General features: G+C 61.6%; 22 protein-coding genes. 5 read left to right on the top strand and 17 right to left on the bottom strand.

What is annotated here, in order from left to right; all coding sequences use genetic code 11:
• Positions 1-18: 18 nt before the first annotated feature.
• The 6 genes from GNZ12_RS42720 to GNZ12_RS42695 all read right to left on the bottom strand — a co-directional run bounded on the left by GNZ12_RS42720 (position 19) and on the right by GNZ12_RS42695 (position 7,478).
• Positions 19-1,722, bottom strand: a complete 1,704-nt coding sequence (locus GNZ12_RS42720) for an amidohydrolase (RefSeq protein ID WP_172318884.1) — start codon at positions 1,720-1,722, stop codon at positions 19-21.
• A gap of 52 nt (positions 1,723-1,774) precedes the next feature.
• Positions 1,775-3,211 (bottom strand): amidase, encoded by a 1,437-nt coding sequence (locus GNZ12_RS42715; RefSeq protein ID WP_172318882.1) that lies wholly within the window; start codon positions 3,209-3,211, stop codon positions 1,775-1,777.
• A gap of 19 nt (positions 3,212-3,230) precedes the next feature.
• Positions 3,231-4,754, bottom strand: coding sequence for a DUF3138 family protein (locus GNZ12_RS42710; protein ID WP_172318880.1), 1,524 nt, complete (start codon positions 4,752-4,754; stop codon positions 3,231-3,233).
• 94 nt (positions 4,755-4,848) lie between these two features.
• A complete protein-coding gene (locus tag GNZ12_RS42705; RefSeq protein WP_172318878.1) occupies positions 4,849-5,970 on the bottom strand; it encodes a polyamine ABC transporter substrate-binding protein in 1,122 nt (373 codons plus the stop codon).
• 146 nt (positions 5,971-6,116) lie between these two features.
• Positions 6,117-6,944: a helix-turn-helix transcriptional regulator gene (locus GNZ12_RS42700; RefSeq protein ID WP_172318876.1), complete on the bottom strand. Its 828-nt coding sequence runs from the start codon at positions 6,942-6,944 to the stop codon at positions 6,117-6,119.
• A gap of 249 nt (positions 6,945-7,193) precedes the next feature.
• Entirely contained in the window at positions 7,194-7,478 is a 285-nt protein-coding gene (locus GNZ12_RS42695; RefSeq protein ID WP_172318874.1) for a hypothetical protein, read from the bottom strand.
• Positions 7,479-7,772: 294 nt separating this feature from the next.
• Here GNZ12_RS42695 and GNZ12_RS42690 point away from each other — a divergent pair, with 294 nt between their 5' ends.
• Positions 7,773-8,906 carry a helix-turn-helix transcriptional regulator gene (locus GNZ12_RS42690; RefSeq protein ID WP_172318872.1) on the top strand — a complete coding sequence of 378 codons (1,134 nt, stop codon included), beginning with the start codon at positions 7,773-7,775 and terminating at the stop codon, positions 8,904-8,906.
• Here the strand turns inward: GNZ12_RS42690 and GNZ12_RS42685 are convergent.
• Positions 8,824-10,134 (bottom strand): MFS transporter, encoded by a 1,311-nt coding sequence (locus GNZ12_RS42685; protein ID WP_172318870.1) that lies wholly within the window; start codon positions 10,132-10,134, stop codon positions 8,824-8,826. The genes GNZ12_RS42690 and GNZ12_RS42685 overlap by 83 nt on opposite strands.
• A gap of 294 nt (positions 10,135-10,428) precedes the next feature.
• On the opposite strand from GNZ12_RS42685, the gene GNZ12_RS42680 reads away from it, so the two are divergent.
• Positions 10,429-11,052 carry an ABC transporter ATP-binding protein gene (locus GNZ12_RS42680; RefSeq protein WP_172318868.1) on the top strand — a complete coding sequence of 208 codons (624 nt, stop codon included), beginning with the start codon at positions 10,429-10,431 and terminating at the stop codon, positions 11,050-11,052.
• Between the two features lie 253 nt (positions 11,053-11,305).
• Positions 11,306-13,279 carry an APC family permease gene (locus GNZ12_RS42675; RefSeq protein WP_172318866.1) on the top strand — a complete coding sequence of 658 codons (1,974 nt, stop codon included), beginning with the start codon at positions 11,306-11,308 and terminating at the stop codon, positions 13,277-13,279.
• 1 nt (position 13,280) lies between these two features.
• Here GNZ12_RS42675 and GNZ12_RS42670 read toward each other — a convergent pair whose 3' ends face one another.
• From GNZ12_RS42670 to GNZ12_RS42630, 10 genes are all read right to left on the bottom strand, one after another.
• Positions 13,281-13,697 carry a universal stress protein gene (locus tag GNZ12_RS42670; RefSeq protein WP_172318864.1) on the bottom strand — a complete coding sequence of 139 codons (417 nt, stop codon included), beginning with the start codon at positions 13,695-13,697 and terminating at the stop codon, positions 13,281-13,283.
• A 124-nt stretch (positions 13,698-13,821) separates the two neighbouring features.
• Positions 13,822-14,169 carry a hypothetical protein gene (locus GNZ12_RS42665; protein ID WP_172318862.1) on the bottom strand — a complete coding sequence of 116 codons (348 nt, stop codon included), beginning with the start codon at positions 14,167-14,169 and terminating at the stop codon, positions 13,822-13,824.
• A gap of 6 nt (positions 14,170-14,175) precedes the next feature.
• Positions 14,176-14,391, bottom strand: a complete 216-nt coding sequence (locus GNZ12_RS42660; protein ID WP_172318860.1) for a hypothetical protein — start codon at positions 14,389-14,391, stop codon at positions 14,176-14,178.
• Between the two features lie 117 nt (positions 14,392-14,508).
• A complete protein-coding gene (locus tag GNZ12_RS42655) occupies positions 14,509-15,207 on the bottom strand; it encodes a response regulator (RefSeq protein ID WP_172318858.1) in 699 nt (232 codons plus the stop codon).
• Between the two features lie 147 nt (positions 15,208-15,354).
• Positions 15,355-15,936 carry a potassium-transporting ATPase subunit KdpC gene (gene kdpC, locus GNZ12_RS42650; protein WP_172318856.1) on the bottom strand — a complete coding sequence of 194 codons (582 nt, stop codon included), beginning with the start codon at positions 15,934-15,936 and terminating at the stop codon, positions 15,355-15,357.
• Between the two features lie 18 nt (positions 15,937-15,954).
• Entirely contained in the window at positions 15,955-18,090 is a 2,136-nt protein-coding gene (gene kdpB, locus GNZ12_RS42645; protein ID WP_172318854.1) for a potassium-transporting ATPase subunit KdpB, read from the bottom strand.
• Between the two features lie 13 nt (positions 18,091-18,103).
• A complete protein-coding gene (gene kdpA / locus GNZ12_RS42640) occupies positions 18,104-19,912 on the bottom strand; it encodes a potassium-transporting ATPase subunit KdpA (protein WP_172318852.1) in 1,809 nt (602 codons plus the stop codon).
• Positions 19,909-20,004, bottom strand: coding sequence for a K(+)-transporting ATPase subunit F (kdpF, locus tag GNZ12_RS42635; RefSeq protein WP_028193906.1), 96 nt, complete (start codon positions 20,002-20,004; stop codon positions 19,909-19,911). Before kdpF ends, kdpA begins: the two co-directional genes overlap by 4 nt.
• The gene (locus tag GNZ12_RS44060) at positions 20,001-20,105 is read right to left on the bottom strand and encodes a potassium ABC transporter ATPase (protein ID WP_216356524.1); all 105 of its coding nucleotides are present in this window, start codon (positions 20,103-20,105) and stop codon (positions 20,001-20,003) included. Before GNZ12_RS44060 ends, kdpF begins: the two co-directional genes overlap by 4 nt.
• Before the next feature lie 202 nt (positions 20,106-20,307).
• Positions 20,308-21,276: an O-fucosyltransferase family protein gene (locus tag GNZ12_RS42630; protein WP_172318850.1), complete on the bottom strand. Its 969-nt coding sequence runs from the start codon at positions 21,274-21,276 to the stop codon at positions 20,308-20,310.
• 302 nt (positions 21,277-21,578) lie between these two features.
• On the opposite strand from GNZ12_RS42630, the gene GNZ12_RS42625 reads away from it, so the two are divergent.
• Together GNZ12_RS42625 and copM are read left to right on the top strand one after the other, a co-directional pair.
• The gene (locus GNZ12_RS42625) at positions 21,579-21,776 is read left to right on the top strand and encodes a heavy-metal-associated domain-containing protein (protein WP_172318848.1); all 198 of its coding nucleotides are present in this window, start codon (positions 21,579-21,581) and stop codon (positions 21,774-21,776) included.
• Positions 21,777-21,860: 84 nt separating this feature from the next.
• Positions 21,861-22,259, top strand: coding sequence for a CopM family metallochaperone (gene copM / locus GNZ12_RS42620; RefSeq protein WP_172318846.1), 399 nt, complete (start codon positions 21,861-21,863; stop codon positions 22,257-22,259).
• Positions 22,260-22,277: the final 18 nt, after the last annotated feature.

The following is a 22,277-nucleotide window of genomic DNA, read 5'->3' as shown; positions in this document are numbered from 1 at the left end:
TCCAACAGGCAAGCCCCGCTAGCAGGAGCGCGATACGGATACCGCCAACGCTTCCGGCGACCCGTGTGTGACCGCTCCGTTCATCATCGTCAGCGCGACATTCATGCGCCCGATATCATGCGGTGCAACTTCGAACAGATCGCTCTCCAGCACGATCAAGTCCGCGCGCTTGCCGCTTGTGAGCGATCCGATCTCGTGCTCCATGCGCAGTTGATACGCACCGTTGATCGTGTAAGCCGCAATCAGTTGCGGAATGCTCAGGCGCTCATTGCGGTCGGGCAACACCGGTGCATTCGGCTCGCCTGCTAACTGGCGTGTGTGCCCCGATTCGATATGCTCGACCGGCCGGTGCTGGCAACGGCACTGACACGCCAGTCCGTCCATACCGATCGAAACGGTCACGCCCTGATCGATGAAGGTACGGAACTTGTACATATTGCTCCAGCGTTCTTCGCCGTAGTATTCACGAATCAACTCGCTATAGGCATCCACCACGCCCCATTGCAATTGCGTGTTGGCGAGCACGCCGAGCCGACGGAAGCGCGGAATATCGTCCGGATGGGTCAGGAACGCGTGGGTAATCACGTGGCGCCGTTCGCGCGGCGGATTCGTCGCATTCACCTGCTCCAGACCATCCAACGCGAGCCGCACCGCGGCGTCGCCCACGCAATGCATCATCACATCAATGCCGTGCCGGTCCGCTTCGAGCAACAGCCGCCTGAAATCCTCCTCCGGCATCGCTGTGTCGCCGCACGTATGCGGCTGGTCGGCGTACGGCGCCAGTAGATACGCCGTATGGTTCATTTCGGTGCCGTCGACGAATAGCTTGAGCACCTGGGCTTTCACCAGCGGCGAGTGATAACGCGAGCGGTAATCCAGCAGCGTCGCGACTGGATCGGTCACCGCGCCCAGCGCAGCGTAGCTGCCGACTACCCGCAATTTGAGGCGGTCTTCGCGCTCCATCTGCTGCAAGGTCTCGTAGAGCAGCGATTGATCGCCACTCGGGTCGAGAAAGCCCGCATCGAAAACCGTCGTGATGCCCGCCGCCGCGAGTTTTTCTTGCCAGACAGAAAACGATTGCAGATAGAGGTCGATGCCTTGTGGAAAATAGCCGGCGTCGCTCAATCTGCGCATCAGCAGCGAATAGGCCGCGCCGTCCACGACGAGGCCAGTGGGTTCGCCGCTCACCGCATCCTTCTCGAACCAGCTCGCGCCCTCTTCCACCACCGGCGTGTCCCGATCGATACCAGCGATCTCCAGCGCTTTCGAATTGGTCCACATGCTGTGGAAATCGGTAGAGAGCAGACAGACCGGGCGGTCGGGACAGATCTCGTCGAGCGTCTCCTTACGCAGCAAATGCGCGGGCATGGTTGCCTGGACCCAGCCCATGCCGCTAATCGCCTTCTCGTGCGGATGGCCAGTCACGTAGTCGCGCAATGCGTCGAGCACCTTCTGAGGGTCTTCGAAGTTCACAAACGCCTGAAACGCGAAAGCGGTTGTCGAAAAATGCCAATGCGATTCGACAAAACCCGGCAGCATCAATCTCTGGCCGACGTCGATGCATTGGGTCCCTTCGCCGATAAACGCGCGCACCGCGCTTTCATCGCCGACGCAAACGATTCGGTCGCCGCGTACGGCAACAGCCTCAGCCCACGGCTTCTGCTGATCGACGGTATAGACCCGTGCATTGACGAAAACATAATCGGCTGCCTCTGTATTCATGCTCACTCCATGTTGATTCATATTCGTCCTTCTGCGATCACGTGAAAACGGCTCACGGCGCGCTGCGAAAATCCGGGAACACGCTGCTGTACAGGCCAGAACGGTCGGCTGCCGCATGATTGGCCGCGATCTGGAAAGCGACCTCGTCCTGATACGAAGGCGCGACGATCTGCATGCCCGTCGGCACGTGATTCGCGCCGAAGCCGGTCGGCACGGAGATCACGGGAGACCGGCTGAGAAGGTTGAACGGCGGCGTGGCGGCCCAGCCGAGGTAGCTCTCGATCGACTTGCCTGCAATCTCGACTTCCGGCTCGACGGACGGATCGAAGTCGGCACGCAGCGCAGTCGTAAAGGAAGTGGGACACAGCAATGCACGATAGCCCTGAGACCAGACTTTCGCGTGCATATCCTGCTGTAGCTTCGCGGCGCATTGAGCAGCGGGCGTCAACGAAGCACGGCGATCACGGTGTTTGTCCCACAGCATCCGTACGTACGAATTCAGTTGTCCGTATGCATCGGCGGGCAATGAACGGAAGTGGTCGCCAAAGTAAATGCCGAAGATGCCTTCGATCAACGTCTCGCCAATTTCCTTGAGATCCCAATCGATCGCGACAGGTTCGATGACCGCGCCACGGCGGCGCAAGCCATCGAGCGCATGGTGCAGATTGGCTTCGACATCGGCGCTGATGGCAGGACTGCCGAGCGTCACGCTGAAGGCGATTTTCCAGCCGCTCAGATCGTCGTAGCGGGTGGGCAGCGGCGCCGCTGGCAAGGCAGCGTAGGTATCAGGATGCGGCCCGGCGATGACGTTCTGCATCGCAACCAGATCGTCGAAACTGCGCGCCAGCGGCCCTTCGGTCGCGAACGCGAAGAGCTCGTCCCCGACCGCGGTCGGCACGCGCCCAAGCGGCGGTTTATATCCGTATAGCCCTTGAAACGCTGCCGGCAAGCGGATCGAGCCCGCCATGTCGCTGCCCGTGCCAATGGGTGCGCAGCCCGCGGCGAGCGCGGCCGCGGTGCCGCCGCTGGAACCGGAGCAGGTGTAATGCAGATTCCACGGGTTGCGCGTCACGCCCCACCGTCGACTCCACGTCTGTCCGAGGCAGGAAAATTCAGGCGTCGTGGTCTGCACGTGCGGAATCGCACCGGCGTCGACGAGTCTGTCGACCATCGGATGATTTTTATCGGCGAAGTACTCCCGCACCGTCGAACCATTGGTGATGGTCCATCCGGCCACCGCGCTTTCGTCCTTGACGGCCACAGGAATACCTTCCAGCGGCCGCGCGGTGCCTTCACGGTAGCGCCGCGCAGCAAGGTGCGCGCGTTCTAACGCCGCATCGGCGTGAATCACCGTTGTCGCGTTGGCACTGGCCTGCTGTTCATAGGCGGCCTCCAGTACGCTCGACATCAAATCGACCGGCGACAGCGAGCCGGCGCGAAAGCGGCGAATCGCATCGGTGGCTGACAGGTAGCAAAGTTCTCGATTCATAAGCGGTACGTAGAAAGATTTAGAACGAGTAGATGAATTGCGCCGCAGCGATATCGTTGCCGCGCGAATAGCTGCCGTTGCTGTTGAGGAACACCGCGTGACTCGCCTGGTCGTGCCGGTATTCGAACTTCACGATGATCTGAGCGGTGGGGTAGAACAGCAGATCGGCCGTGATGTCGTAGTGCGCGCTGCCTTTGCACTCGCTGCCTTTGCTTGTCGATCGTTGCAGGCAGGCCGGATCCACACCGAAACCGCTCGTGCCGTTGACCGCCGGATTGCCGCCCGTGGCGCCGTACAGAATGTTGCTGGCACCGCCGCCGTTGGCCGTGTCGTTCAGATAGTCGAAGCGCAGCGTCGCGCCCATATGGCCGAGCCATTCGGTCGTCCACTTGCGATGCCCGAGCAACGAGAAGCCATACCAGCGCGCCGTCCCGCCGTTCCAGGCGCCCTTCTGCAACTCGCCGTAGTCAAGCTGCGCGTTCAACTGCAGTTTGTCGCGCGTGTAAGTCAGGTCGCTTTCCACGTAGCGAACCATGCCGAACGGCGACGACGCATTGCACTGGTATCCATAGCCGCCGCTATCCGGACACAACGAGAACAGCGTTTGCCGCCCGATGGTTCCGGAAATACCGATATCGAGCGCGGTCGAGAGAACGTCGTCGAAGCGCGCGCTCAGCGTAGGGGTCCAGTTGCTCTTGGTGGTGTTGTTCGCGGCGTTGACGATCGCCCCGGAGGTGCGCATTTGCTCGTTGCCGAACAGTACCTGCCAGAGATGGTTGTAGGTGGAGTTCGCCCCCTTCAGCCCGATGCCGACCATATTGCCCGGCTCGCTGAAGTCGTACAGCAGGCCATGGGTCAGCGTGAACATCTGATTCGAAGGCTGCCCTTCATAGCCGGCGAGACTTGTCATCAAACCGGTGGCAAACGTGGTGGTCGCATTGAGCGGTACGGTGACATCCGCCTGAGTCAGGATGTTGTTGCCGAGGCCGCCGCGCTCGTTGCTCAGAACCGAACCGAAACCGCGGTTCGGCTCGATCACGATTTCGGCGGCGGGCGCCATAGGGCCCACGCCGAAGGTCTTTTTGATGTCGAGATAGAGGTCGCCGATCGTACTGTTGTAGTAGTCGTAGACACCCGGATCGTGATTGACGAACATGAAGCCCGATGAATGCTGGGCACGGTTGTACAGATAGACCGGATCGAGATAACCGGTGATCGACAGGCCGGCTAGCGGCCCCGTCGTGGCGGCATCTTCGAGCGAGTCGACCTTGAGCGTCATGTTGTTCAACTGCTGGCGCATCTGTGTCGCGTCGTCGTTCGTCAGAACCACGGGCGGCGCGGCGGCCACGGGCGCAGGCGCGGCCGCAGACACGGTGGCGATGCTTGCGCGCAGCGCATCGACTTGCGATTGAAGCGCGGCGACCTGAGCCTTCAACGCGTCCAGTTGCGCCGCGTCGGATCCGCCGCTTGCCGGCGTCGCCGCCAGCACGGCAACGCTATTGAACGCGAGCAGACATAGCGCTGCAACACGGGTGAGTTTCATGGTGTGGGCCTATTCCAGGGCGAGCGCGTCCCGCCGCGCTCGCGCGCGGGACGGCACTCCTGGTCAGTGAAATCAGAGGGAGATCAGCGGGAGATCAATCGATCTTGAGCTTGCTCCAGAGCCGGTTTTCGAGGCGCTGGAGATCGGTAGGCAGTGGATGCACGGAGAACAGCTTCTTGAAGACCTCAGGCGGCGGATAGACCGAAGGATCGGCCAGCACCACAGGTTTGATCAGCGGCTTCGCACCCGGTATCGCCGTCGGATAGGCCGTGTCATTGGTGAGGTTGGCGCTTTCCTTTTCGGACAGCACAAAATTGATCCATTTCAACGCGGCTTCCGGATGCGGGGCGTCTTTTGGAATCGCCATCATGTCGAACCAGATCGGACCGCCCGCATCCGGAATGACATATTTGATGTGATAAGACTTCTTCGCATCGATGGCGGCGAGGCGCGCGGTGTTGACGTCGCCCGACCACCCGAAAGCAATGCAGATGTCGCCGTTCGCCAGATCGTTGATATAACTGCTCGAATTGAACTGCGCTATATACGGGCGAATACCTTTGAGCAGCTCATAAGCTTGCTGATAATCGGCCGGATTGTGGCTGTTCGGATCCTTCTTCAGATAGAGCAGCGCGAGGCCAAAGGCATCGGCGGGAGAATCGATCATCGATATGCCGCAGCTTTTCAGCTTCTGGGCATTGCGTGGATCGAACAGCAGGTCCCAGCTATTCAGCGGCGCATTGGCGCCGAGCGCGGCAGTCACTTTTTCGACGTTGATGCCGAGCCCGTCCGTGCCCCACGACCAGGGAATGCCGTACTGATGGCCAGGATCTTCCGCCGCGAGAATCTTCATGATCTCGGGGTCCAGATGGGCGACGTTAGGGAGCTTCGTCGCGTCGATCTTCTGGAAGATGCCGGCCTGCACCTGGCGCGCCCAGAATGCGTCGGACGGCACCACCACGTCGAAGCCGGAACTTCCCGATAGCAGTTTCGCCTGGAGCGTTTCGTTGGAATCGAACTCCAGGTACACGATTTTGATGCCGGTTGCTTTCTGGAAATTCGCGACCGTGTCCTTGCCGATCGAATTACCCCAGTTGTACACGTTGACGACCTGCTCGTCGGCTTGCACGGACGGCGTGCTGTAGTAAGCCGCGCCGCCCATCGCCAGTGCTGCAAGAACGCGTGTGAGCCAGCGCCCCGATGCTGCTGTTGCCATCTACGTTTCCTCCGAATGGATGCGTCTCAAGCGCTTTGCACCGTCGGTGCCGAAGCGTTGAAGCGACTGTATCCGGAGGAAAACCGCCGGTCTGCCCTGCCTGTGGGGGGCCAAACAGCAAATCGATGCGCGGGTAAACGCGAGGTTCAGACCTCGCCGTGCGCCCAGGCGAACAATTCACCCTTGGTGCGCAAGCCGAGCTTGGCGAACGCGCGTTTGACATACGACTCGGCGGTCGACACGCGCAACTCCAGGCGCGTCGCCGCTTCGGGCACGGTTTTGCCGGTCAGCAACAGTTTGCAGATCTCGTGCTCGCGCCGCGACAGTCGAATCTCGCTCGCGGCGAGCCGTTCCTCGAAGCTCGACGCCGGCTTGATCGCGGACGCTTGTGAGGTACAGCGCCGCACGGCCGCCGTGCTCGCGTGCAATTCACACAAGGGAAACAGGAATTCGCCCATCTGCCGCAGCAAGGTGAGCTCGGTGAAAGAAAACGCGGGCCGTTCGCGCGTGCGGATCAGCGCCAGCGAATACTGGATGTTGCGCGAGCCGCGCACGAGGAAGCACTCCTGGTTGGCATCCGCGACGTCGTACAGGGCACGGCGAAAATCCACGTCGGCGATCGCGTGAACGTCGCGTTGAATCAACTGGGTGCCGACAATTCCGCGCATCGACGCGATCAGCGGGTCCCGTTCGTAATAGCGCTCGTAGTAAAGCTCCATCAACTGAACGATCATCGGAATGCGCGCGGGACCGCCGCTGCCGAGCCACTCGGCGACATAGCCCTTACCGAAACCCGGCGTGAGCCGCACGCGTTCCAGATGCACGGCATCGGCGAAGACGCTACGCTCCAGAAATGCGCTCAGACTCGGCAGGAAGTTCGCCGTGCCGACGGCGTGGACAAGGTCGCCCAAGGCCCTCGGCTCGACCTGAACCAGCGGCGCGCGAACAGGCAAAGCAGGGTGCGATTCGGTCATGTCCGTCTCGATTCTTATGATCGGAGCACACTACCTCATCAAAAAGTCGGCGTCTTTAGCAGCTTGCCCACCGGCCGCGATGCCGGGCGCCCAACGCTTATGCAGCTGAGCGGCGGGCCTCTTTGGGCCCGTCCGCTTCATCGCCGCACTCTCAGGTCCTACTTTTTTAATGCCGGTGCCTCGTAACACCGGTCTTCTCTCCCGCACCTACCCCCGACACTGCAACCTTTCCCTTCGACAGATTCAGACTCAGGCAGCGGTACGCCGCCTCGGCTTTATCTGCGCTTCACTCCCGAGCTGGTCGAGAAGCTTGATGACGCGTTTGCGCTGGCTGGCAATCAACTCGTGAGTCTCTTCCAGCACGCGAATGCGTTTTTCCCAATACTCATGGTCGAGCGGGACTAGTACGCTGACCGCGTCCCCACGCGTCAGGTACTGAACCATGTTCTCAAGATGCGCCAGCTGGCTATCCACCAGACTGGACGGATGCCGCCCGCCGCGCTGGGCGGTCGGTTGATTGTTCGTGCCGCTCATCTTTCATACCCCGTGACTGACCCGCCGGCAAAGCTTGGACCCTCGCACCCATTGCGCCGCGAATGCCGAAGCGGCGCGCTTACAACGCGCAGTTGCGATTTCAGAACGGGGCCTGTTATAAGTGGATTGATTGCGCCGTCGATGAAAAGCGATCTGCATCTAATCATCCGACAATACCGTAGGTTTTTTGTTTGGCTTTACCATACGTCTCAGTTTTGACGCACGACGTGTGAAATATTCAGTTAACTCCGCGCCCCCGCCGGAACCGCGCCCCTCGTTCGCAGCAACCGATCCATGAACCAGCGCACATTACCGCACCATCTGGCCGCTGCCGCCGCAGCCGAATCGCGCTCCGCCATGTCCACGAGCCGCTTCAGCACGCACGCGCTCGCACCCGAAGAACAAATTCTGGCCTGGCGCCAGCGTGTGGGGCATGTGGTCGATGTGCCGCCTTCGAAGGAGCAGATCACGCGGGGATTTCGCGCTGAAATCGATCTATATGCAGTCGGCGGCTTGATGTTTTCGGACTGCAGCACGGAATCGATACGGCTGGAACGGTCGGTCGCGCGCGTTTCCACAGACACGCGGCGCGATTACGCCTTTCATCTGTTCGTGGAAGGTGAAATCGGCCATGTGACGGGCATGCGCAAGAAACGCAGCGCGCCGGGTTCGGTGCAGGGCATCGTCGCGTTCGACATGAACCAGCCGTTTCGGGCCGAACGGCCCAACAGCCGGCTTCTGACCCTGTTTGTACCGTCCGCGATCGTGGACGAGGAACTGCGCGACGGCACGGCGATCCACGGCCGAATTGTCCAGCAGGGTTCGCCGCTGACCGGCCTCGTGCTGGATCATCTGGCGGCAGTCGCGAGAGAAATCCCCGGGCTCGACCCGGCAGCCGCGGCGGCGGCACTGCAAACCGGCGCCCAGCTGCTGGTCGCCGCCTTCCGCAAGGAGTCGCGTCTGACCGGCGCGAGTCGCGCGGCGATGCAGGCCGCCGTGATGGGACAGGTGCGGCGCTATGTGGACGCCAACCTGCACGAGGGTAGCCTCACGCCGACCCGCGTGGTTCAGGCCTTACAACTGAAACGCGCCACCATCTATCGCTGGTTCGAGCACGAAGGCGGGCTCGGCGCCTACATTCGCAATCGCCGCTTGCGGGAAGCGGCGGACGAACTAGTCCGTTTCCCCCATCTTCAGGTGACGGAAATCGCCTACGGACTCGGTTTCCAGAGCGCGTCCGATTTCACCCGTGCATTTCGCCGCGCCTTCGACATGAGCCCGCTGGACATGCGGGTGCGCGCGTTGCACCTGCAGCAGCACAACGCGGGTAGCGCTGAAGTCGCGTTCAAGCCGGCGGCTGTGAAGCACTGGCAAGGCACGCATCCCTCGCTTCTGCCTCGGGAAATGCCCTCAACGCGACAAGCGTGAGCAGGGTCGCGGCCATCAGATACCACGCCGGAACCATCGGATCGCCCGTCCGCTCGATCAGCCACGTCACGAGGAACGGCGAAAAACCGCCGAACAGAACGACGCCGAGGCTGTAAATCACCGAAAGTCCGGCCGCGCGCCGATGCGCCGGAAACGCCTCCATCATCAGCACGGAACTCGGGCCGGCGTTGTTGACCGCAAGCGCCACGTACGCGGTGATGATGAGGAGCGCGGCGACGTCGCCCACGCCGTGGGTCAGCGCCCAGAACGCCGGCCATGCGGCCGCCAGCGACGCCACGAGCGCCGCGTACTGCAGCGTCTTGCGGCTCGCGAAGCGGTCGGCCGCGCGCGCCACGAGCGGCGTCACCACGAGAATCACGAGGCCTGAGAGGCAGGCGGTCAACAGGCTGATTGCCGGCGGCCGGTGCAGCGTACGAACCAGGTAGGCCGGCATATAGAAGACGGTGAGGTAGATGCCCACCGAAGGCGCCGCCATCATCAGGAGGCCGCAGACGACGGGACGCGGGTACTCCGTGAACAGGCGCCTCGGACTGAGTCGCGCACGCTGCAGCGGCGCGCCCACCGGCATCCGGCGACGCAAATACCAGCCGACCGGTCCGATGAGGCCGCCCAGCACGAATGGAACGCGCCATCCCCAGTCATGCATGGCGGCGGGCGACAGCAGCGCCGTCATGCTCGCCCCGACCAGCGCGGCGGCGAAGGCTGCCGCGCCCTGGCTCGCGCCGCGCCAGCTCACCATGAAACAGCGGTGCCGGTAGGCGACAGATTCCATCAGCGAAGCCGACGCCGGCCCGATCTCCCCGCCTGCCGCGAGCCCCTGCATCAGACGCGCGAGCACCATTAACACCGTCGCGGCAGGACCGATCGCGGCATAGCCCGGCAGGCACGCGATCAGCCATGTGCCAAGGGTCATCAGGGTGAGCGATACCGTGAGGCCGGCTTTGCGGCCACGGCTGTCGGCGATATGGCCGATCATGATCGCGCCGAGCGGGCGCATCACGAAGCCCGCGCCGAAGGTGGCAAGCGAAAGCAGCAGCGACGACGCGGGATTGCTCGAGGGAAAGAACAGATTACCGATGATAAGCGCGGAAAAGCTGTAGACGGTGAAGTCGTAAGCCACAAAACCGTTACCGATAACAATGGCCGCGACGATACGCCTGAGTTCGGCGCGGGACGGTTGGGCCGCTTCGTGGGCAGCAGTTTGCATGGATTGCGTTTTACGGGGGGACGGCGATGGTTTCAAGAGATTGGTAGCGTGGAGGTCAAGCTCCTTGCTTTAACGGCGCGAGGATACGCAACTTTACGCTCGCACGCAGATATTCTCGTCGCGTACGTGACCGGTAGTTGGCGTCATGGTCAGACGTTGGGACCGCATCTGAACGCGCTGCTACACTTCTACACCGCCCACTTCCCGAAGAATCCTCGCCGCCCGGCATCGTGCTGATCGCAGTCTGCGTGAGCGTCGCGCGGCACATTCTTCGGCTGACACACTCCGCACTCCATGCTTCGATTCGAGAACCTCAGTAAGCGCTATAGCGAACGCATCATCTTTCAGGGACTGCATTACGACACGGCGGCAGGATGCGTGGCGCTCAACGATGAATCCGGCAGCGGCAAGTCGACCTTGCTTGGCATCCTCGCCGGCACGATCGAACCGGACGCGGGCGAGGTCTGGCTCGGCGGGCATTCGCTGCGCACCGCGCCGCACGAGGCGAAATCCGTGCTCACGTATGTGCCCGAAGACTGCATGACGTATCCGGACCAGACCGGTCGTGATTATCTGGACCGTGTGGCGTCGGAGAGAAAGACAACGGTCGGCAGCCCCACGCTTGAGCTTGCCAGACGCTTCGGACTCGAGCCGCATCTCGACAAGCGCTTCGAGCAGATGTCGTTTGGCACACGCAAGAAATTCTTCCTGACAGGGGCCGTACTCGGCGAGACGAAAGTCGTGATCGCGGATGAACCGGTCGGCGGACTCGACGCTTCGGCGCGCGGGGTTCTAATCGATCTGTTTAAAACGCTGGCCGAAACCCGCACGGTCTTTTTCTCAAGTTACGACACGGCCTTTACGCAAGCTTGCGAGGCGAGAACCCTCGGTTTTGCGGATCTGGGGATGCGCGGCTAAACAGTTTCCGCGCGCGGCGGTCTTGCGCAAGGCTCAATCTTTCGATTCCATGACGGGGCCCTCCCCGGGTATCGTCCACTGGCGCACCGCGCGAATCTGCCCTACATTTTCCTGGTCGGTTGCCAATGATCGCAGCAGCAGTCGCTGACTGTCATTCGCCTTGGGCCCGGGCCACTGGGGCGCCGAACCGTCAAACCGTCGAGATTCGAAAACGGCATTCACGCCGGCACGTCTGACCAGGCTTGGAGGGGACATGGCCGTCTTCGCTAACTTTTGGCGTCTGATTGTCGGTAAGCCGCTGGATCCCCTTGATCCCCGAACTCGCCACGCGATCGCTGTCACCCCCCTGCTGGCCTGGGTAGGCCTCGGTGCCGACGGGTTGTCATCGTCATGCTACGGGCCGGAAGAAGCCTTCCTGGCGCTCGGCCAACACACCGCGCTTGCGTTGTTTCTCGCCCTGGCGACCGCCGCGACGGTCTTCATCATCGCGCTCGGGTATAACCAGGTCATCCAACTGTTTCCCACGGGGGGCGGCGGCTATCGCGTCGCGACAGCGTTACTGGGCCCGCACCCTGGCCTGGTTTCTGGCGCCGCGCTGCTGGTCGACTACGTGCTGACCGTCGCCACGTCGCTCGCAAGCGGCGTGGATGCATTCTTCAGCTTGCTGCCGGTGAGCGCGCAGGCATTCAAGCTCGCCACCGAACTCACGCTCATCGTCTTGATGACCGGTCTCAACTTTCGCGGCATGCGCGAGTCGATCATGGTGCTGTTGCCGATCTTCCTCGGCTTCGTGGTGCTGCATCTCGGTCTCATCGTGTACGGCATAGCGGTACACGGCAATCATCTGGCCGCCGTCGTGCCGGGCGCCATCGGCGAGGCACGCGGCATGTCGCAGGCTGTCGGCCCCTTCGTGGTGGCGGCCTTGCTCATGCGAGCGTTCTCGCTGGGCGGCGGCACGTACACGGGCCTTGAGGCCGTGTCGAACAATGTCAACATGCTGGCCGAGCCGCGCGTGCCGAACGGCAGGACGACGATGTTCTATATGTCCACTTCGCTCGCCTTCACGGCCGGCGGCATCATCCTGCTGTACATGTTGTGGCATGCCCAGGCGGTGGAAGGTCAGACGCTCAATGCGGTGGTGTTCGGCAGCGTCATCGATCATCTCGGGCTGGGCTCGGCGTTCGCAAGACACGCGCTGCTTGCCGCGGTGCTAGCCTTCGAGGCAGGTCTGCTACTGGTGGGCGCACAGACCGGCTTTCTGGACGGACCGGCCGTGCTGTCGAACATGGCGTCGGATTCGTGGGTGCCGCGTCATTTCCGCGATCTGTCCGCGCGCCTCGTCAGACAGAACGGCATCGTCGTGATGGGGCTCGCAAGCCTCGCCATACTCATCTGGACGCACGGCGACGTGTCGGTGCTGGTGGTGCTGTACAGCATCAACGTCTTCCTGACCTTCAGCCTCTCCCTGCTGGGTTTGTGCATTTACTGGTGGGGCCATCGCCGCGACGGCGAACACTGGCTGCAGCACTTCGCGCTATCCGCGCTTGGGCTATCGGTCACCAGCACCGTGCTGGTCATTACGCTGATCGAAAAATTTACGGCGGGGGGCTGGCTAACCGTCCTGGTGACCGGCGCGGTGGTGGCCCTGTGCTTCGTCATCAAACGGCATTACAACGAGACCCGCACACTGATTGCGAAGGAAGATGCGCTCTTTGCCGGCGCGCCACCCGAGGTCAGCGACGCGGCTCTCCCGCTCAAACCCGATCCGGCCCAGCCGACCGCCATTCTGCTCGTCGGCAAACACCGTGGGGCCAGCATGCATGCGCTGCTATGGGTGAACCGGCTGTTTCCCGATCACTTCAAGAATGTGATCTTTCTAGCCGTAGGCGAAGTGGACGCGCAAAGCTACGAAGGCACGGAGCACCTGGAGCGCTTGCGGCAAACGATTTCGGCATCGCTCGACTATTACGTTGCGTTCTGCCGCCGGCACGGCATCGCCGCCGAATACCGGATCGATTTCGGCACCGACCCAGTCGACGAGTTCATCAAGCTGGCCGGGGCCACGATGGATGAATTCCCCAACAGCGTTTGCTTCGCCAGCAAACTGATTTTCAAACGGGTGAATATCCTGACCCGGTGGCTGCACAATCACACGCCGGTGGAAATCCAGACGCGCCTCCATCAGGAAGGCAAACAGATGGTGCTGCTGCCGATGAACATTGGGTGATTCAGTGAACCATCGTCACCGGCGTAACCGTGCGCCTTGACAGCGACGCGAACATGGCTAGTCTGCGGAAGAAGCCCATATGGCTGGCATCGATCACCATCACGTCGGGCTGGGTGGTCGCCGCGTAGTCGGCGATCGCTTTCGTACGGTGGCCGAATACCCGTTTCCAGTGGTACGGCACGCCCGCTTCTTCGAGAACGGTGCGGACGTCGATCAATGCCTTCAGCATGGCCTGCTTTTCCTGGCGCACCAGTGCGCTGCGGCTGTGGAAGGCTGCCGCGCGCCCCTGATCGACGGGCTCGAGTACTTCCAGCAAGTCGACTTCGGTGACGCCGCGTTCCAGAAACATGAACGCCGCGTAGCGCGCAGCTTCTATCGCGCCACCGTGGTCGAGAACAGGGATGAGCATTCGTATCATCGAAAACTCCAAGCGGGTACTTTGTACTTTTAGCTTAACCAATGCGGCGTTAACGTCGCGTAAAAAAATCAGCTGGTTTTATTTGCAGCGTATGGGCGAATTCCACAGCGGCGCCGTGGCAATCTCACGATGCCTGTATCGCAGCGGGATTCAGCTCGATATGCAAAATTACCAGCCACCGCTTCGGACAGTCCTCGGCAATCTGCAGATCCTGCTTCTGGTCCCCGCCCGTCTTCACGAAACCCTTCTCACGCGCGAAGCCGAACGCGCGCCGCGCATCGGATTGCAGCCATAGTGTGAGCAACCCGCATGTCACGCAACTGAAAAGCCAGATCGTTTCATGAGGCAACGCTGCATCGAGTTGCTGCGCGACGTACGTAAAAATAGTCGTGAGAACCTGATTGGTGACGAAAGCGATGGCAACGACCTTGCACAACCCTCTGAACATCATGGCGGGCTTTGAGGGGGTCATGGAATCTCAAACCCCGAGCATGCGGCGTGCTTCAACCTCGGCCAATGCCAGCGCTTCGCCTGAATCACGCATCGGCCGGCCGCAGCCACGTCCGGTAACCCGCTGGATCTGCTTGTCGTGCCGGGTGGTCGTCACGCGCAGCGCGCCTTTGAACATGTTGCCCGGTGCGGGGAATACGCAAGCCTCGACGGTCACGTCGCCCTTTGTTTGTTTGAATGCCATACAACCTCCAGCCCATCACAGATTTTTTTACGGCGGAACGCCCAACTCAAACTCTACGGACAACGCCATAAAGGCCGGGAAACGATTGCCGCCAGCGATATAAAAATCCTGTGAAATTCAGTGCACGCCGACCAGCCGGTAGCCCACGCCGGACTCGGTCACGATGTGTTCAGGATGCGCCGGATCGCGTTCGAGCTTGTGACGCAGATGCCCCATGTAAATTCGCAGGTAGTGGTGGTTGTCGGTTTGCGAGGGGCCCCATACCTCACCCAGCAGTTGCTCATGCGTCAATACGCGTCCGGGATAGCGCAGCATCACGGAGAGAAGGCGATATTCGGTCGGGCTGAGATGAATGATCCGGCTGCCGCGCACGACTCTTCGCGCGCCAAGATCGACCGTGACGAGGCCGAACTTAAGCTGAGGCAGGCCGACCCTGTCGCCGTTGGCCTGCCTGCGCAAATGCGCGCGAATCCGCGCGCTAAGCTCGGGTAAGCCGAACGGTTTGGTGAGGTAATCGTCGGCGCCGGCGTCGAGCGCGGCGACCTTATCTTCCTCGCTGCTGCGCGCCGACAGGACGATCACCGGCATCGCGGACCAGCCGCGCAACTCACGGATCACCTCGATGCCGTCCATATCCGGCAAACTGAGATCGATGATGACGAGATCCGCCAGCCGCGTCGCCGCCTGCGCCAGGCCTTGCGCGCCGGTCGGCGCTTCGAAGACGCTCATGCCGGCCGCTTCGAGGCGCGTGCGAATGAAGCGGCGAATGGTGTTGTCTTCATCAATCACAACAACTCTAACGGTGGGATCGCTCATGAATGTGCCACGTCGGTCGCATCCTGTTGAGGCGGCGGCCAACGTAGAGGCAGGGTCTCCATCAATCATTCGGACAAGCGCGCTGCATACGCGGGCCGGTAAGGCAACGGCGGCAACGGCAGCTAGGGCGCCAAAGCCGCGGGCCAATCAATGCATCGGCTTGAGATCGTCCAAAGCCAGGTTGAGCTTCAGCACATTCACGCGTACCTCGCCGAAGATACCGAACTGCCGCCCCGATGTATTACGCGCGATCAGATCGGTGACCTGATCGACCGGCAGGCCGCGGGCCTTCGCCACGCGCGCCACCTGATAGGCGGCAGCCGCCGGACTGATCTCCGGATCGAGGCCGCTGCCCGACGACGTCACCAGATCCACCGGCACCGGTTGCGACATGTCGTTACCCGCCGCCTTCAAGGCATCGAGACGACCTTTGATTTCGTCGGCAAGCGCGGGATTGGTCGGGCCGAGGTTCGAACCACCCGAGTTCTGCGCGTTGTACGGCTGGGGCGTGGTGGCCGACAGGCGTCCCCAGAAATAGGTCGGCGCATCGAACTGCTGGCCGATCAGTGCGGAGCCGGCCAGCTTGCCGTTCCGCACGAGCAGACTGCCGTTCGCTTGGTGCTCAAAGGCGGCATGACCGATTGCGGTCACAACGATTGGATAGATCACCCCGGTGATCACGGTCATCAGGATGAACAGGACAAGTACCGGACGAAGCAGCGTTTTCATGATGGTCACTCTATTGGGTCAAACCCAGCCGAACACGTTCAGCACCATATCGATCAGCTTGATGAACGGGAACGGCAGCAGAATGCCGCCCAGCCCGTAGACCAGCAGATTGCGGCGCAACAGCGACGCCGCGCCTAGCGGCCGGTACTTCACGCCCTTGAGCGCCAGCGGGATCAGCGCAACGATAATCAGCGCGTTGAAAATCACCGCCGACAGAATGGCCGACGACGGCGAGCTCAGATGCATCACGTCGAGCACACGCAGTTGCGGATAGGTCGTCGCGAAAGCCGCCGGGATGATCGCGAAATATTTGGCGACGTCGTTGGCAATCGAGAACGTGGTGAGCGAGCCGCGCGTCATCAGCATCTGCTTGCCGATTTCGACGATCTCGATCAGCTTGGTCGGATTCGAATCGAGGTCGACCATGTTGCCGGCTTCTTTCGCGGCCTGCGTGCCGGTGTTCATCGCCACCGCCACGTCGGCTTGCGCGAGCGCCGGGGCGTCGTTGGTGCCGTCGCCGGTCATCGCCACGAGCCGCCCTTCGGCCTGGTGCGAGCGGATCGTGGCTAGTTTCGCCTCCGGCGTCACCTCGGCGAGAAAATCGTCCACGCCCGCCTCGGCGGCGATCGCCGCCGCGGTCAGCCGGTTGTCGCCCGTCACCATGATGGTCTTGATGCCCATCTTGCGCAGTTCGGCGAAGCGCTCCTTGATGCCGCCCTTGACGATGTCCTTCAGTTCGATCACGCCCATACAGCGTGCGCCGCTCTCGCCGCGAACCAACTGCGCGACGACCAGCGGTGTGCTGCCGCGCCGTGCGATTTCCGTCACCGCAGCCGTCAGCTCCGCGGGAAAACGGCCGCCGTGCGCCTCGACATAGTGTTTGATCGCATCGGATGCGCCCTTGCGAATCTCACGGTCGGGCAGATCGACACCACTCATGCGCGACTGCGCGCTAAAGGCAAGGAAGACTGCCTGCAGCGCGTGCATATCGCGTTCACGGATATTGAAGCGCTGCTTCGCGAGCACGACGATGCTGCGCCCTTCCGGTGTTTCGTCCGCTAGCGAGGACAACTGAGCCGCGTCGGCGAGCAGTTCCTCCGTGACGCCCGGCGCCGGTGTAAAGGCCGACGCCTGGCGATTGCCGAGCGTGATCGTGCCGGTCTTGTCGAGCAGTAGCACGTCGACGTCACCAGCCGCTTCCACGGCACGGCCGGAGGTGGCAATCACGTTCGCCTGCATCATCCGGCTCATGCCCGCCACGCCGATGGCCGACAGCAAGCCGCCGATGGTCGTCGGGATCAGGCACACCAGCAGCGCGACCAGTGCCGTAATCGTGACCACGTGGCCGGCTTTCGCGGCTTCGACCGAGAACATCGAGAACGGCAGCAGTGTCGCGGTAGCGAACAGCAGCACGAGCGTCAGCGCAACCAGCAGGATCGTCAAGGCGATTTCATTCGGCGTCTTCTGCCGCTTGGCGCCTTCCACCATCGCGATCATGCGGTCGAGGAAGGCTTCGCCCGGATTGGCCGTGACGCGCACGACGATCCAGTCCGACAGCACACGCGTACCGCCCGTCACCGACGAAAAATCGCCGCCTGACTCGCGGATCACCGGTGCGGATTCCCCCGTGATCGCCGACTCGTCGACCGAGGCGACGCCTTCAATCACCTCGCCGTCCGCCGGAATCACGTCGCCGGTTTCGATCAGCACGACGTCGCCCTTGCGCAGATCGGTCGCTGTCGTCATGAGGATCGGCGCCTTGGGATGCGCCTCCTGCAGTTTCTTCGCCATCACGTTGTGCTTCGCGCTGCGCAGCGAAGCCGCTTGCGCCTTCGAGCGGCCCTCGGCCAGCGCCTCCGCGAAGTTGGCGAACAGCACGGTAAACCACAGCCAGAGCGCGATCGCGAGAATGAAACCGGCGGGCGCTTCGGCCTGGCCCCCGAGCGCTGCGATCCACAGAATCGTCGTCAGAATGCTGCCGATGTACACGCAGAACATCACCGGGTTACGCAACTGATGGCGTGGCGCGAGCTTTCTGAACGAATCGAGGAGCGCCGGCCGCGCAATCGCCGGGTCGAACATCGAGCGCGCGGCGTTGCGTGCCTGACCGATGTTGCCAGGCTGATGAACCGGCGGTTGGAGTTCGTTAGTCATGCTGTCCTCTCAGTCAATGTCCCGCGACCATGATCAGATGTTCAACGACGGGGCCGAGCGCCAGCGCCGGCACATACGTCAGTGCGCCGACCAGCACCACCGTGCCGAGCAACAGCACGACGAACAGTGGGCCATGCGTCGGCAGCGTGCCGGCGGTAGCGGAGATGCGTTTCTTGGCGGCGAGCGATCCGGCGATCGCCAGCACCGGCACAATCGAACCGAAGCGGCCGAACCACATGACGACGGCCAGCGTCCCGTTGTAGAACGGCGTATTGACCGAGAGGCCCGCGAACGCGCTGCCGTTGTTATTGGCGGCCGAACTGTACGCGTAGAGAATCTCGGAGAATCCGTGCGGACCGGGGTTCGCGATGCCCGCCACGCCGGCTGCCGTCAGCACGGCAATCGATGCACCGACCAGGACGAGCAGCGGTGTGAGCAGCACGGCAATCGACACCATCTTCATCTCGTACGACTCGATCTTCTTGCCGATGTATTCCGGCGTTCGCCCAATCATCAGGCCGGCTACGAATACCGCGAGCAACGCGAACACGAGCATGCCGTACAGACCCGAGCCCACGCCGCCAAAGATCACCTCGCCGAGTTCGATCAGCAGGAGCGGAACGAAGCCGCCCATCGGTGTCAGCGAATCGTGTGCGTTGTTCACGGCGCCGCATGATGCGGCGGTGGTCGCCACGGTGAAGATGCCCGACTGTGCGATGCCGAAGCGGGTTTCCTTGCCTTCCATGTTGCCGCCCGGTTGCGAAACCGACGCGGTTTGATCGACATGCAGCGACGTGAATAGCGGATTGCCGTTCTGCTCAGACGAAATCTCGCCCCAGCAGGCAACCGCGAAAGCAATCGTCATCGCGGCGAGCACCGCATAACCCTGGCGCTGGTCGCCCACCACCCGGCCAAACACCAGGCACAACGCAGCCGGGATCACGAGCATCGCAATCATCTGCACAAAGTTGGCGAACGGCGTCGGGTTCTCGTACGGATGCGCGGAATTGGCGTTGAAAAAACCACCGCCGTTCGTACCGAGCATCTTGATCGCTTCCTGCGACGCGACCGGCCCCATCGCAATGGTCTGCTTGTCGGCCTTGTTGTCCACCATCACTGGATTGCCCTTCGCGTCCTTGACGGGGTTGCCCTGGGCGTCGGTCTTCGGGGTTTGATACGTCGTCACCTGCAGCGTCGGCACATCCTCATACGACTTGAAGTTCTGAATCACGCCCTGGCTGATCAGGACCAGCGCGATCACCGTCGCGAGCGGCGCGAGGATATACAGCGTGATACGCGTCAGATCGACCCAGAAATTGCCGATCGTCGCCGTCGTATGGCGCGCGAAACCGCGAATCAACGCGACCACGACCGCAATGCCGGTGGCGGCGGAAAAGAAGTTTTGCACCGTCAGCGCAGCCATCTGCGTCAGATAGCTGACGGTCGATTCCGGCGTGTAGTCCTGCCAGTTCGTGTTGGTCACGAAGCTGACGGCCGTGTTGAAGGCGGCGTCGGGCGTCATCGGGCCGAAGCCCTGCGGGTTCGCGGGCAGCCATTGCTGCAGACGCAGGAATCCATACACCGCGAGCACACCGAGCGTATTAAACGCCAGTACGGCTAGCGCATAGTACTTCCATGACATTTCGGCGCTGGGGTCGACCCCGGCGAGCTTGTAGAGCGCGGTTTCGATCGGCCGCCCGATACGACGCACGACGACCGAAGACCCGTCCACCACGCCTGTCATATAGCGGCCGAGCGGGATGGCGAGCGCGATCAGCACGACGATGAACAGGCCGGGCTGAAACAGGTTGTTTAAGTTCATTCGAGGGCCTCCGCGCGTAGCAAGGCATACACGAGGTAAGCGAACAGAATCAGCGTCGAGGCCGCCGCGAGCCACGTCATCCAGGTCGTCATGGACGGCCTCCGGGCGCGCGGCGAAGCTTGTCGCAGCCAACCACAAAGGCCGCGACGAGGCCGCCGAACGCAATGATTGCAATGAGGTAAAGCAGATCCATGGCTTCGTCTCCCACAACGGACTCCTGCACCGTGAAATTTAGGCAAATCCGCGTAAACGAAGCGTTAATACTTCGCGGCGTTTCGTAAAAACGATGGGCGTGGTGTGAGAGGCCGCCGGACTGGCGCGGCGGCATGGTCTTGCTGGGGGATTTTCAGGCGTTCGAACTACCGTTTGAAAGCGGCCGGCGTTTATGCTGCCGCTTATGCCGCTCGAGCCGCTTTATCGTGCGCAGCCTGTTCGAGCCAGAGCTGGCTATCCGGGAACCAGAATGCGTCCGGACGCGGAGGCGATACAAGCTTCACCGGCAGGGCGGGATTGAATATCTTCGACCATGCGGACAGATAGGACGGCGTCTTCACAAGGAACCCGCAATTGGCCAGCAGCAAGCAGGAAACCAGCGCCTCGCGGCCGATTTCGAGTCCCGGATAGCCGCTGAAGTGAACGGGCGTGCTGCCGGATGCGAGCAGTTTTGCCGGTGCTACCCTGACCGGCTTGCTGAATGGCCAGGCAATAAAGAAATCGATAAACGCCTGTTCGTCGCTCGAGATGAAAATACGGGTTAACTGCGGGTTTTCTGCAAGCGTCGATTCCACCTGCCGGCAAAAGCTTCCCCATGAAACCGGGACGGCTTCCAGCGTCTTGTCGGTACCTCTGAAATGCGCGCCCAGCGTCGACTCGCCGAGCCCGAGCTTCTGGCAGATCGCGTCGACTTCTTCGTAGATATGCGCGGCCGGACGATAGTGCGCGAGGAAGAGTTCGCTTGCGCTACTGAGTTCAAGCCGGGCTTCATAGCGCTGGCGAAAGCCCAGCTGGACCAGGTCGCGCACTGTCGACGTTCTCACCTTTTGAGTGAACGCGGGTCCCGGGGCAGTGTGCACGTGCTCGAAGAGAGCCGAGAACCAGTCCAGTTTTCCTTCGGCGTCGCCATACAGCCCACCGCGTGCGCTAATGCACGGGGTGAGGCATTTCTCGTCGCAATACATCAGAATAAACAGGACCATCTGCATCACGGAGAAAAACCCGGAGTTCTCCTGAATCTCGATGGAAAAAACGCCCCTGTTTAAACGTTGTTTAGCATGAAGTGAAATCCGGCGCGGCATAGCCACGGAATGCTTGAATCCCTCGCTGCGTCGGATCTGTTTCGCCCGATCGACCACCTTTTTCAACATGCCTGACTCCTAATTAATTAGGTATTCTATGAAATGGCACGTACCTGTCTTCTGCAAAGGAAGGGACGGCCCAGCATAACATCTCAAAAAGTTTGGCCAAGTAAGTTTGGCTTGTCTTCGTGAGCTATCGCACAAAAGCCCGGTAAGGTTTTCCCTGGATGGACGGCCGATACCCGGGATTCACCGCATTGATGAATCGCGTTCTTACGGCTGGCGACAGCATGAACATCTGCGTAAACGCTTGACCTTCCCACCATGGGAAGGTCCACGCTTGAGTTCTGATTTCTCATCGGAGGCAAGAAATGGAATTCAATATCCCGGATATGTCATGCGGCGGATGCGCCAATGCCATTACGCGCGCAGTGACCGGCCTCGACCCCGCAGCGAGGGTCGATGTCGATGTTCCCGTTAAAATCGTGACGGTCACCTCGACGCTGCCGCCGGCACGCGTCATCGAGGCCATCGAGGCAGCGGGCTTTCATCCGTCGCCCAAGGGCTAACCAGATCGCATCAGGTCAGGTCTGTCGATTGAACTAGGCGGCCTATTCGCCTGAAATGACTTTTTCCCCTACGGAAAACCTAATATGAATAACCTTCGCGCATTCCGTGCCCTTTGCCTTTTCAGCGGCGTTGCAATTGCCGTCGCGGCTGCACCCGTCTACGCCCAGCAGGGTGCCTCGATGCCCGGCATGGACATGTCCGGTTCAACGGACGCCGGGTCGAGCGCATCGACGCAGGCGTTCAAGGACGCCGACGAGAAAATGATGCAAGGCATGGACGCGCCTGCCTACACGGGCGATGCCGACAAGGACTTCGTGGCGCATATGATTCCGCATCATCAAGGCGCGGTCGAGATGGCGCAGGTGGAACTGAAATACGGTAAAGATCCCGAGTTGAAACGCCTGGCCCGAAACATCATCAAGGCGCAACACGACGAGATCGCGTTCACGCAGCGCTGGCAGGCGAAGCACGGTGTGAAGTGACAACGGGCAAGCTCATCG

Source organism: Paraburkholderia solitsugae, from assembly GCF_013177695.1.
GTDB classification, from domain to species: Bacteria; Pseudomonadota; Gammaproteobacteria; order Burkholderiales; family Burkholderiaceae; genus Paraburkholderia; species Paraburkholderia solitsugae.
This window is presented reverse-complemented; position numbering and strand designations above follow the sequence as displayed.

Coding starts and splice junctions, on each gene's coding strand:
- GNZ12_RS42720 (WP_172318884.1), bottom strand. CDS start 1,722: ATGAATACAGAGGCAGCCGATTATGTTTTCGTCAATGCACGGGTCTAT.
- GNZ12_RS42715 (WP_172318882.1), bottom strand. CDS start 3,211: ATGAATCGAGAACTTTGCTACCTGTCAGCCACCGATGCGATTCGCCGC.
- GNZ12_RS42710 (WP_172318880.1), bottom strand. CDS start 4,754: ATGAAACTCACCCGTGTTGCAGCGCTATGTCTGCTCGCGTTCAATAGC.
- GNZ12_RS42705 (WP_172318878.1), bottom strand. CDS start 5,970: ATGGCAACAGCAGCATCGGGGCGCTGGCTCACACGCGTTCTTGCAGCA.
- GNZ12_RS42700 (WP_172318876.1), bottom strand. CDS start 6,944: ATGACCGAATCGCACCCTGCTTTGCCTGTTCGCGCGCCGCTGGTTCAG.
- GNZ12_RS42695 (WP_172318874.1), bottom strand. CDS start 7,478: ATGAGCGGCACGAACAATCAACCGACCGCCCAGCGCGGCGGGCGGCAT.
- GNZ12_RS42690 (WP_172318872.1), top strand. CDS start 7,773: ATGAACCAGCGCACATTACCGCACCATCTGGCCGCTGCCGCCGCAGCC.
- GNZ12_RS42685 (WP_172318870.1), bottom strand. CDS start 10,134: ATGCAAACTGCTGCCCACGAAGCGGCCCAACCGTCCCGCGCCGAACTC.
- GNZ12_RS42680 (WP_172318868.1), top strand. CDS start 10,429: ATGCTTCGATTCGAGAACCTCAGTAAGCGCTATAGCGAACGCATCATC.
- GNZ12_RS42675 (WP_172318866.1), top strand. CDS start 11,306: ATGGCCGTCTTCGCTAACTTTTGGCGTCTGATTGTCGGTAAGCCGCTG.
- GNZ12_RS42670 (WP_172318864.1), bottom strand. CDS start 13,697: ATGATACGAATGCTCATCCCTGTTCTCGACCACGGTGGCGCGATAGAA.
- GNZ12_RS42665 (WP_172318862.1), bottom strand. CDS start 14,169: ATGACCCCCTCAAAGCCCGCCATGATGTTCAGAGGGTTGTGCAAGGTC.
- GNZ12_RS42660 (WP_172318860.1), bottom strand. CDS start 14,391: ATGGCATTCAAACAAACAAAGGGCGACGTGACCGTCGAGGCTTGCGTA.
- GNZ12_RS42655 (WP_172318858.1), bottom strand. CDS start 15,207: ATGAGCGATCCCACCGTTAGAGTTGTTGTGATTGATGAAGACAACACC.
- kdpC (WP_172318856.1), bottom strand. CDS start 15,936: ATGAAAACGCTGCTTCGTCCGGTACTTGTCCTGTTCATCCTGATGACC.
- kdpB (WP_172318854.1), bottom strand. CDS start 18,090: ATGACTAACGAACTCCAACCGCCGGTTCATCAGCCTGGCAACATCGGT.
- kdpA (WP_172318852.1), bottom strand. CDS start 19,912: ATGAACTTAAACAACCTGTTTCAGCCCGGCCTGTTCATCGTCGTGCTG.
- kdpF (WP_028193906.1), bottom strand. CDS start 20,004: ATGACGACCTGGATGACGTGGCTCGCGGCGGCCTCGACGCTGATTCTG.
- GNZ12_RS44060 (WP_216356524.1), bottom strand. CDS start 20,105: ATGGATCTGCTTTACCTCATTGCAATCATTGCGTTCGGCGGCCTCGTC.
- GNZ12_RS42630 (WP_172318850.1), bottom strand. CDS start 21,276: ATGTTGAAAAAGGTGGTCGATCGGGCGAAACAGATCCGACGCAGCGAG.
- GNZ12_RS42625 (WP_172318848.1), top strand. CDS start 21,579: ATGGAATTCAATATCCCGGATATGTCATGCGGCGGATGCGCCAATGCC.
- copM (WP_172318846.1), top strand. CDS start 21,861: ATGAATAACCTTCGCGCATTCCGTGCCCTTTGCCTTTTCAGCGGCGTT.